Origin of the sequence: Streptomyces sp. NRRL WC-3742, assembly GCF_000720635.1 — a bacterium.
In the GTDB taxonomy this organism is placed as follows: domain Bacteria; phylum Actinomycetota; class Actinomycetes; order Streptomycetales; family Streptomycetaceae; genus Kitasatospora.
Genome location: NZ_JOCF01000014.1, coordinates 101,218 through 111,189, shown reverse-complemented (window position 1 = coordinate 111,189; position 9,972 = coordinate 101,218). Strand labels below are relative to the sequence as shown.

At 74.7% G+C, this 9,972-nt stretch carries 6 protein-coding genes; 1 reads left to right on the top strand and 5 read right to left on the bottom strand.

Annotated features, from left to right (window positions below; all coding sequences use genetic code 11):
- Positions 1–2,450: YfhO family protein (locus IH61_RS0111275; RefSeq protein ID WP_234327131.1), on the top strand; the 2,450-nt coding region annotated here is incomplete at its 5' end.
- Between the two features lie 5 nt (positions 2,451–2,455).
- Here IH61_RS0111275 and IH61_RS0111270 read toward each other — a convergent pair.
- From IH61_RS0111270 to ilvN, 5 genes are all read right to left on the bottom strand, one after another.
- The gene (locus tag IH61_RS0111270; RefSeq protein WP_031068343.1) at positions 2,456–5,764 is read right to left on the bottom strand and encodes a S8 family peptidase; all 3,309 of its coding nucleotides are present in this window, start codon (positions 5,762–5,764) and stop codon (positions 2,456–2,458) included.
- A 288-nt stretch (positions 5,765–6,052) separates the two neighbouring features.
- Complete coding sequence (locus IH61_RS47715; RefSeq protein WP_199823296.1) at positions 6,053–6,220, bottom strand: hypothetical protein; 168 nt, start codon at positions 6,218–6,220, stop codon at positions 6,053–6,055.
- A gap of 290 nt (positions 6,221–6,510) precedes the next feature.
- A complete protein-coding gene (serA, locus tag IH61_RS0111260; RefSeq protein WP_031068341.1) occupies positions 6,511–8,091 on the bottom strand; it encodes a phosphoglycerate dehydrogenase in 1,581 nt (526 codons plus the stop codon).
- A gap of 249 nt (positions 8,092–8,340) precedes the next feature.
- On the bottom strand, positions 8,341–9,339 hold the full coding sequence (gene ilvC / locus IH61_RS0111255; RefSeq protein ID WP_031068339.1) for a ketol-acid reductoisomerase: 999 nt from the start codon (positions 9,337–9,339) through the stop codon (positions 8,341–8,343).
- A 104-nt stretch (positions 9,340–9,443) separates the two neighbouring features.
- Positions 9,444–9,968 carry an acetolactate synthase small subunit gene (ilvN, locus tag IH61_RS0111250; protein ID WP_030286969.1) on the bottom strand — a complete coding sequence of 175 codons (525 nt, stop codon included), beginning with the start codon at positions 9,966–9,968 and terminating at the stop codon, positions 9,444–9,446.
- Between the last annotated feature and the right edge of the window lie 4 nt (positions 9,969–9,972).

Below are 9,972 nucleotides of genomic sequence, written 5' to 3'. Positions count from 1 at the left end.
GGCCGCCGAGATGCTGGGGGGCGGCGGGGTTGCGGGGGAGGTGGCCGGCAGGGGCGGGGGAGGTCGCGGTCCCGTACCACGCGCACCTGTGGGACCTGGTGCACGGGCAGTCCTCCGGGGACCTGCTGTTCAACTGGAACAGCGGGTACGGCGTGCCGTTCCTGGCGGACTTCTTCGCCTATCTGATGAACCCGTTCTCGTGGTTGACGGCCCTGCTCCCCCGTGACCAGGGGCACCTCGCCGTCTTCCTCGTCGCCCTGGCCACCATCGGCCTCGGCACCGCCCTGATGGCCCACCTCCTCGGCCGGGTGCACGCCGGCCCGCACCGGCTGCGCGTCGCCGCCGCCCTCGGGTACGGCCTCTGCGCCTGGGTGCTGGACATCGGCGGCGCCGCCCCGATGTGGCTCTGGGGCCTGGTCTCGCTGCCGCTGCTCGGCCTCGCCGGGGACTGGTGCCTGCGCGAGCGCCACTGGGTGGCCGGCGCGCTGTGCGTGGCGCTCGCCTGGGCCGGGAACCTGTACACCGCCGCGCTGGCGACCCTCGTCGCCGGACTCCTGTTCGCCGTACGGCTGTTCGCGACCCCGCTGCCCTTCCGGCACCGCGTCCGGGCGACCGGCAGGGCCGTCACCATGACCGCCACCGGGGTGCTCCTCGCCGCGCCCGTCCTGTTCGTCGCCGTCCGGGCCGCACGCGGCGCCCAGCCCGAGTCCCCGGTGCAGCCGCTCGGCCCCTCCGGCTTCGGCGGGCACCTGGCCCGGCTGCTGCCCGCCGCCAACGACGGACGCCCGCTGCCGGACGTCGCGATCGGGGTGCTGGGCCTGCTGCTGGTCTGCGGACTGCCGTTCAACCGCAGGGTGCGGGTGCGCGAGCGCGGCGTCTGGTGCACGGCCCTGGTGCTGGTGGTGCTCACCTTCGTCTGGACGCCGACCTACCTGGTCTGGCACGGCCTGGCGATCCCGGCCGGCGGGCCGTACCGGGTCGCGTTCGTGCTCAGTGGGCTGCTGGTGCTGGCCGGCTGGGTCTCGCTCTCCCACCGGCCGGACGCGTTCACCCTGCTGGGCGGCGCCGCGCTCGTCGCGGTGATCGCCGGACTGGCGGCCTCGCGGCACGCGGTGGGCGCCGCGACCTGGACGCTGCTGGGCGTGGGCTGCGCCGTCCTGCTGACCGCGCTGTGGACCCTGGACCGCCGCCACACCGACCGGCGGGCCGAGGCCCTCGCCACCTGGGTCATCGGCGGCGCGGTGCTCGGCAACGCCGTCTGGTCCGGGTACTCCGCCCTCGGCGCGGCCCCCGACCCCGGCCCCTCCCCCGCCGCCCTGCGGGCCGGGCACGCGGCCGTCCGCGGCGCCGACGACTGGCCGCAGGGGCGCAGCGACCCCGGCCCGCACGCCTTCGGTACCAACGACCCGCTGCTGCTGGGCGGCCAGGGCGGCGGCTACTTCAGCGGCTACCTGCCGACCGTCGCCGCCCACCTCCTGCACGACCTCGGCGCCGGCTGGACGGCCGGCGGGCGGCAGACCGGCAGCGTCACCGACCCGGTCGGGCAGGCCCTGTTCGGCGTCCGCGCCCACCTGGACGACGGGCCGCCGCCGCAGGGCTTCACCCCGGGACGGGCTCCCGCGCCGCCCCTGGTCACCGTGCTGGCGCCGGGCACCCGGCCGGACAGCTCCTCGGTGTGGTCCCGGCAGGAGTCGCTGCTCGGCGCCCAGGTGTACGACGCCCCGGTGCCCGTCCCGGCCGGCGGGCCCGCGCCCACTCTGCACGGCACCAGCGGCTGGTCGGTGCCGGGCGAGGGTGGGGGCGGAGGCACGGTGTTCACGGCCGCCTGCACGCCCGGCTCGACGGCGTACTTCCACGGCGTCTGGTTCCGGGGCGAGGTCAGCGGGCTCGGCACCACCTACCGCAGCGAGGGCGAGCAGCCCACCACGGCGGAGCCGATCCGTCGGCTGGGGCCCGTACCGGCGGACGGCGTGGTGCGGGTGACGCTGCGCCCGGACGGCGGGGTCAGCCAGGTGCCCGCGCGCCCGGTCGGCTGCCTGCGGGCGGGGGCGCTGGACGCCGCGGTGGCCCGGCTGGCGGCCACCGGCGCCACGCGCGTGGAGGCGGGCGGGCACACGATCGGTGCGACGCTCCCGGCGGGCTCGACGGGCACGGCGCTGCTGTCCGTCCCGGCGACGGAGGGCTGGTCCTGCGCGGCCGGCGACGGCCCGTACGCGGCGCCCACCCCGGTGCTCGGCATGGTCGGCGTCCCCCTCGGCCGGGGCGCCGACCGCGTCCGCTGCACCTTCCGCCCGCCCGGCCTGACCGAGGGCCTCACGGTGGCCTCCGCCGCCGCAGCCGTCCTGGCCCTCGTCGCCGCCTTCTCCCGCCTCTCCCGGCGCCCCGGCCGCGCCTCCCGCCGCGAACGCCGCGAACGTCACGAACGCGGCCTCGCGGGGTCGGAGGGGTAAGCCCGTCAGGGCAGGGTGACCACCTCCGCCCGGCGGGCGGCCGGGTTGAGGTGGTGGAGCAGCAGCAGCTTCGAGGTGTCCCCCGGCGCCCGGTGGACCTCGAGGACGTCGCCGGGGGCCTCCGGGACGGCCACCGCGGTGGGGCCGCCGAGGCCGGACTGCACGGTGAGCGCCGGGTGCAGGACGTCCAGGGGCAGGACCGGCCGGACGCCGCGCAGGCCGATGGAGGAGTAGGACTGCGTCGGGTCCGGCTTGCCGGGGGCCGCGGTGCCGGTCCAGACGCCGTAGCGGACGGTGCTGTGCCCGGGGCCGACGCCCGGCAGGGCGCTCAGCCGGACGGGCAGGACGAGCACGTCGCCGTCCAGCAGCCCGGTGTCCACGTCCCCCCACCGCGCGTTGAGCGGCTGCACGTCCAGCTCCGCACCCGTGCGGGCGTCGAGCGCGCGGGAGACGAGCACGTCGCTGCCCCGCAGCCGGTCGGCCTTGAGGATCACGTCCGTGACGCCGTCCCCGTCCGTGTCCAGCGAGACCCTGGCGCCGTACAGCCCGACCGGGGTCGGGGCCGCGGCCCAGAGCCGGACGCCGATGGACAGCTGGTCGGCGGAGGCCGCGGCGCCCACGGCCCGCAGGTTGGCGGCCCGGTCGCCGGGGTGCTCGACGCAGATGTCCTGCGGCTGGTCGGCGGTGTCGGTCGCGTCCTCGGGGCGGATGCCCGCGCCGGGGCCGACGGCGGCGCCGCTGTTGGGCGGGCAGTCGGGCCAGCGGGCGCCCTCGCCTCCGAGGGCGAAGGCGCTCAGGAGGCCGGGCCGGTTGCCGGGGGCGGAGCTGCCGCCGAGGGTGAGGAGGGTGCCGTCCCGGGTGGTGCGGGCGGAGGGGCCCGCGCCGAGGCCGGTCACCGGGCGGGGTGCGGCGAGGACGGGCACCCGCAGCTGGGGCAGGGAGGCGTCGTCCGCGCTGAACAGCACCCGCCCGGAGAGCTCGCCCCGGTAGCTGCGGGCCCGGCCGCCCTGCTCGGTGTCGATGGTCGGGTCGGGCGCGCGCCCCAACTCCCCCGGCACGGACAGCGTGACGCGCACCCGGGCCGTCCCGCCCGCCGGCACCTCGACCCGCTCGGGCGTCACCTCGTAGGAGGCGCCCGGCAGTTCGGTGGCGGCCGCGTAGCCGGTGCGGTAACCGACCGCCGTCCCGCCGAAGTTGCGCAGCTCGACCTCCCGCGCGAGCGCGGTCGGCCCGCCGACCTCGACGGGCCCGAAGGAGACCCCGACCGCGCCCTCCGCGGCCCCCTCCCCCGCCGCGTAGGCGACGACGGGCGTACGGACGGCCCGGTTGACCTGGGCCCGCCCGGCGCCGGTGCGCTCCGGCCCGTAGACGGGCCCGGTGCGGTCGTCGCCGAGGTAGGTGTCCGCGCAGGTGTTCATCAGCGCGGCCTTGAGCTGCTCCACCGGCCAGTCCGGGTGCGCGGCGCGCACGAGCGCGGCGAGCCCGGCGACGTGCGGGGCGGCCATGGAGGTGCCGGCCTCGCGCTGGCCGCCGCTGCCGCTGCCGACCAGGGCGGACCAGATGGTCTCGCCGGGCGCGGCGAGGTCGGGCTTGACGATCCCGGGCAGGCCCACGCCGCGCGAGGTGAAGTCGGTGAGGGTGTCCACCCGGCCGGGCTGGAGCTGGGAGACGGAGCCGTGCAGCGTGTTGCCGGGGGTGGCGAGCCGGACCTGGACGGGCCCGGCGGCGGCCGCCTCGCGCAGCCGGTCGCCGTCGGCGCGGCCGAGCAGCGCGACGGGGATGCGGTCGTTGCCGGAGATCTCGGCGAGGTGGTCGCTGTCGGCGGTGTAGAGGGCTCCGACGGCGCCCGCGTCGGCGGCGTGGTCGGCGCGCGGGCCCGAGTTGCAGGGCCGCTCGGATTCGCGGGTGCGCCAGGCGAGCACCGCGATCCGGCCGGAGAGCCGTGCCCGGTCGGCCTCGCTGAACGCGGTGCAGCCGTCCGACTGGTCGGCGGGCAGGGCGAGTCGGCCGCTCACCTCGGCGGTGGACCAGCCCTGGTAGCGCTGGCTCCAGTGGCCGGGGACGACGCCGGCGAGGGCGTCGGGGGCGAGCACGGTGATGCCGTCCACGTCGGCGTGCCCGTGGACGGAGGCGGCGACGGTGACGGCCCGGGCGGCGGTGCCGGGGCTGCCGCCGATGCCGTACACGTCGCCGTCGTTGCCTGCGGCCGCGACGACGACGGTGCCGAGCTCGGAGAGCTTGTCGACGGCGAGGGCGTCGGCGTCGTCGGGGCTGCCGAAGCGGCTGCCGAGGGAGAGGTTGACGACGTCGAGCCGGTCGGAGAGGTCCCCCTTGCCGCCGGGGTCGGCGGCGAGGTCGAGGGCCTGGGCGAGGCGGTCGGTGGAGCCGTCGCAGCCGAAGACCCGGATCGCGTACAGCTGGGCGCCGGGCGCGGCGCCGGGGCCGACCTTGAAGGCGGACGGGTCGAGCCCGGTCCGGTAGGGGCCGGTGTACGGGTGCCCGTCCGCGGTGACGCCGTACCCGGCGGCGGTGCCGGCGACGTGGGTGCCGTGGCCGTTCCGCGCGCAGTCGAGGGGGTTGTCACTGGGGTGCGGGACGGGCTGGTGGTGCGGGGAGGCCGGGTCGGGGTCGTAGTCGTCGCCGACGAGGTCCTTGCCGCCGGTCACCTTGGCGTTGGGGAAGAGCGAGGCGGGCGCGGGCTTTCCGCGCTCGACGGAGCGGAACGCCTCCTCGGTGCCGGGGCCGCCGAAGTCGGCGTGGGTGTAGTCGATGCCGCTGTCGATGATGCCGATCCGCACGCCCTTGCCAGTGTTGCCCTCGGCGCCCTCCCAGACCTGCGGGGCGCCGGTGAGCGGCACGGAGTAGGCGTTGTCGCGCTGCTTGCGGACGATCGGGTGGACGGCCCGGACACCGGGCAGCGCCCGCAGCGCGTCGAGCCGGTCGGCGGGGGCGTCGACGGCGAGGGCGGTGAGCAGGGTGCGGGTGCGGTAGAGCTCGCGGGCGGCGGGCGCGGCGCGGCGCACGGCGGCGGAGAGCCGGTCGAGCGCCTCACCGGCCCGGGCCCGCTGGGCGGCGCCCGCGTCGGCGGCCTCCCGGCGGACGGCCTCCGGGGAGCGCCGGGCCCGCCGGGCGCCGTCCGCGGCGCGGCGCCAGGCGGGCCCCGACGCCTCGGTGCCGAGTTCGAGCAGGACGCTGGCGGAGGCACCTCGCACGCCCGGCGGCCCGGCTGCGGACGGTCCGCCGGAGGCCGGTCCGGCGGCGAGCGCGGTGGCCCCGGCGAGCAGGGCGAGGGTGAGGCCGATCCGGGCCGACACGCGGCGGAGCGGCCGACGGAGGGGCCGACGGAGGGGTGGCAGGCGCACTGTGGGTTCTCTCCCCCGGCCGGGGGACTGATCCGCACACCGTGGTCGCTGACGCCCGCCCTCGCGGACGTCGATCACCCTTCCGGGGGCCCCAAATTAGGATGATCGCGTCGGGCCGGGCGAACAACATCCCCCGAATGGACCCAGGTTGCACTCGACGGAGTGACGCGCCGTCAGCCCGGAAGGCCCAATAGGCCGATGAACGGCCCGACCTGCCCCATCAGGCCCCGACCCGCCCGATCAGGCCCCGCCGTGGCCGGTCACGCCACCGTTGTCCCGGCGGTCCAGCGAACGCTGGAGCGCGGCGGCGGCGAAGGGGTTGCGCTCGGCGGACCGGCGGCGGCGCGGGGCGCGGACAGGGGTGGCGGCGGGGGTCGAGGTGACGCGGCGTTCGGCGGTGGTGGGCATACCTGGCTCCTTGGAAGCGGCGCGCCCGGGGGCGCGGCGGAAGGGACTGGAGGGGTACGCGCGAGGGCAGGGGTCGCCTGCCCGTGAGGGCGCACGCGCACACGGGCCGCACACCCTGGCTACAGGGGCGGCACACCGTATGGCTCTTCCACGGTACGACCATGACTCCGCCGTGTCTGCACGGATACTTGGATTTCCTAGTATCTGAGACGGCACCCACCCGTCCGCACGCAACAGGGCCCGGACCCCCGCGCGAGCGGGAGTCCGGGCCCTGTGGGCCAGGGCCGTGATCAGCCCAGGTCGACCGAGCGCGCGAAGCGGGCGCCGATCTCGGCGGCGATCGCCGAGAGCACGTCCTGCGGGATCTCGGTGTCCACCGTGATGGAGGCCAGCGCGCTGCCGCCGTCACGGGCGACCTGCATGCCGGCGATGTTGACGCCCGCGTCGCCGAGGTGGCGGCCGAGCACGCCGACCACGCCGGGGCGGTCCTCGTACTTGAAGAAGGCCATGTGGTCGGTGAGCGCCACGTCCACGTCGAAGGCGTCCACGCCGACGATCTTCTGGGTCTGCTTCGGACCGGCCAGCGTGCCGGAGATCGCGATCTCCTCGCCGTCCGCGAGCGTGCCGCGCACGGTGATGACGTTGCGGTGCTCGGGGCTCTCGCTGGAGGTGGTCAGCCGCACCTCGACGCCGCGCTCCTGCGCGAACAGCGGGGCGTTGACGTAGGAGACCGTCTCGGCCACGACATCCTCGAACACGCCCTTGAGCGCGGACAGTTCGAGCACCTTCACGTCGTGCTGGGTGATCTCGCCGCGCACCTCGACGTCGAGGCGGACGGCCACCTCGCCGGCCAGCGCGGTGAAGATCCGGCCGAGCTTCTCGGCCAGCGGCAGACCCGGGCGCACGTCCTCGGCGATCACGCCGCCCTGGACGTTGACGGCGTCCGGCACCAGCTCGCCTGCGAGCGCCAGGCGCACCGACTTGGCGACGGCGATGCCGGCCTTCTCCTGCGCCTCGTCGGTGGAGGCGCCCAGGTGCGGGGTGGCGACCACGTTGTCGAAGCCGAACAGCGGGGAGTCGGTGCACGGCTCCTTGGCGTACACGTCCAGGCCCGCACCGGCCACACGGCCCTCGCGCAGGGCCGAGGCGAGCGCCTCCTCGTCCACGATCCCGCCGCGCGCGGCGTTGACGATGCGCACGGTCGGCTTGACCTTGTGCAGCGCCTCGTCACCGATCAGGCCGATGGTCTCGGGGGTCTTGGGGAGGTGGACGGTGATGAAGTCCGAGACCTCCAGCAGCTCCTCCAGCGAGACGAGCTTGACGCCCATCTGCGCGGCGCGGGCGGCCTGGATGTAGGGGTCGTACGCGACGATCTTCATGCCGAACGCGGACATGCGCTGGGCGACCAGCACGCCGATGCGGCCGAGGCCGACGACGCCGAGGGTCTTCTCGCTCAGCTCGACGCCGGTGTACTTGTTGCGCTTCCACTCGCCCTGCTTGAGCGCCGCGTTGGCCGGGGCGATGTTGCGGGCGACGGAGATCAGCAGGCCGCAGGCGAGTTCGGCGGCGGTGACGATGTTGGAGGTCGGCGCGTTGACGACCATCACGCCGGCCTTGGTGGCGGCGGCCACGTCCACGTTGTCCAGACCGACGCCGGCCCGGGCGACCACCTTGAGCTTGCGCGCGGCGGCCAGCGCCTCGGCGTCCACCTTGGTGGCGGAACGGACCAGGATCGCGTCCACGTCGGCGATCGCGCCGAGGAGCTCGGTGCGGTCGGCGCCGTTGCAGTGGCGGATCTCGAAGTCGGGGCCGAGCGCGTCCACCGTGGCGGGCGACAGCTCTTCGGCGATCAGTACAACGCCAGTCTTCACAGTTGAAGCAGTGCTCACGACAGTGGGGTCCTTAACTGTCCGGTTCCCCCGGGCACGTAGGTGGCGTGGAGGGCGGGGGAAGGTGGCATGCCGCGTAGGTAGACGCACGACGCTGTGGGCCTGACGCGCACTCGGAGTGTATCGACGGGCTGGATACCCGGCTGCTCCCGTCCGGCGAAATCACCCGGACGGGAGCAGCCTACTTGTACAAGGAGGTTACGGAATCTACGCCTCCGAGGATCTTGAGAATCAAGCCTTCTCGTTGACCCAGCTCATCAGCGAGCGCAGCTTCTTGCCGGTGGTCTCCAGCAGGTGGTCCTCGTCGGCCTTCTTGTACTCGTTGTACTTGGGCAGGCCCGCCTTGTACTCCGCGATCCAGGTGTTGGCGAAGGTGCCGTCCTGGATCTCGGCGAGGACCTTCTTCATCTCGGCCTTGGTGTCGGCCGTGATGATGCGCGGGCCGGTGACGTAGTCGCCCCACTCGGCGGTCTCGGAGACCGACCAGCGCATCTTCTCCAGGCCGCCCTCGTACATCAGGTCGACGATGAGCTTCAGCTCGTGCAGGCACTCGAAGTAGGCGATCTCCGGCTGGTAGCCGGCCTCGACCAGGGTCTCGAACCCGGCCTTCACCAGGGCGGCGGTGCCGCCGCAGAGGACGGCCTGCTCGCCGAACAGGTCGGTCTCGGTCTCCTCGGTGAAGGTGGTCTTGATGACGCCGGCCTTGGTGGCGCCCAGGCCCTTGGCGTAGGACAGCGCCAGGGAGAAGGCGTTGCCGCTGGCGTCCTGCTCGACGGCGACGATCGCGGGGACGCCGCGACCCTCCTCGTACTGGCGGCGGACCAGGTGGCCCGGGCCCTTCGGGGCGACCATGCAGACGTCGACGTCCGCCGGGGGCTTGATGAAGCCGAAGCGGATGTTCAGGCCGTGGCCGAAGAACAGGGCGTCGCCGGCCTTCAGGTGCGGGGCGATGTCGGCCTCGTACACGTCGGCCTGGATCGGGTCCGGGACGAGGATCATGATGACGTCGGCCTCGGCCGCGGCCTCGGCGGGGGTGACGACGCGCAGGCCCGCCTCCTCGGCCTTGGCGCGGGACTTGGACTCCGGCTTCAGGCCGACGCGGACGTCCGCACCCGAGTCGCGCAGGGACAGCGCGTGGGCGTGGCCCTGGCTGCCGTAGCCGATGACCGCGACCTTGCGGCCCTGGATGATGGACAGGTCGGCGTCGTCTTCGTAGAACAGCTCGGCCACGGGGGCACGTCTCCTTGCGTGATGGTTGCCGGGGGTTCCACCGTAGAGGTGACCGGCGTCGGTGTGGGTCTTCGCTTCGAAAGGTGAGACAGCGCGCCGGGTGATCAGGCGCTGCGGTCGAGGGCGCGCAGCGAGCGGTCCGTGATGGAACGCGCGCCGCGGCCGATGGCGACCAGGCCGGACTGGACCAACTCCTTGATGCCGTAAGGCTCCAGCATCCGGAGCATGGCCTCCAGCTTGTCCGAACTGCCGGTGGCCTCGATGGTCACCGCTTCGGGCGACACGTCGACGGTCTTGGCGCGGAACAGCTGGACGATCTCGACGATCTGCGACCGCGTCTCGTTGTCGGCGCGGACCTTCACCAGGACCAGTTCCCGCTGGATCGCAGCGGACTGGTCGAGTTCGACGATCTTTATCACGTTCACGAGCTTGTTGAGCTGCTTGGTGACCTGTTCCAGCGGGAGGTCCTCGACGTTGACCACGATCGTCATCCGGGACACGTCCGGGTGCTCGGTCGGGCCGACGGCGAGGGAGTCGATGTTGAAGCCCCGCCGGGAGAACAGGGCGGCGATGCGGGCGAGCACGCCGGGCTTGTTCTCGACCAGGACGGAGAGGGTGTGCTTGGACATGTGG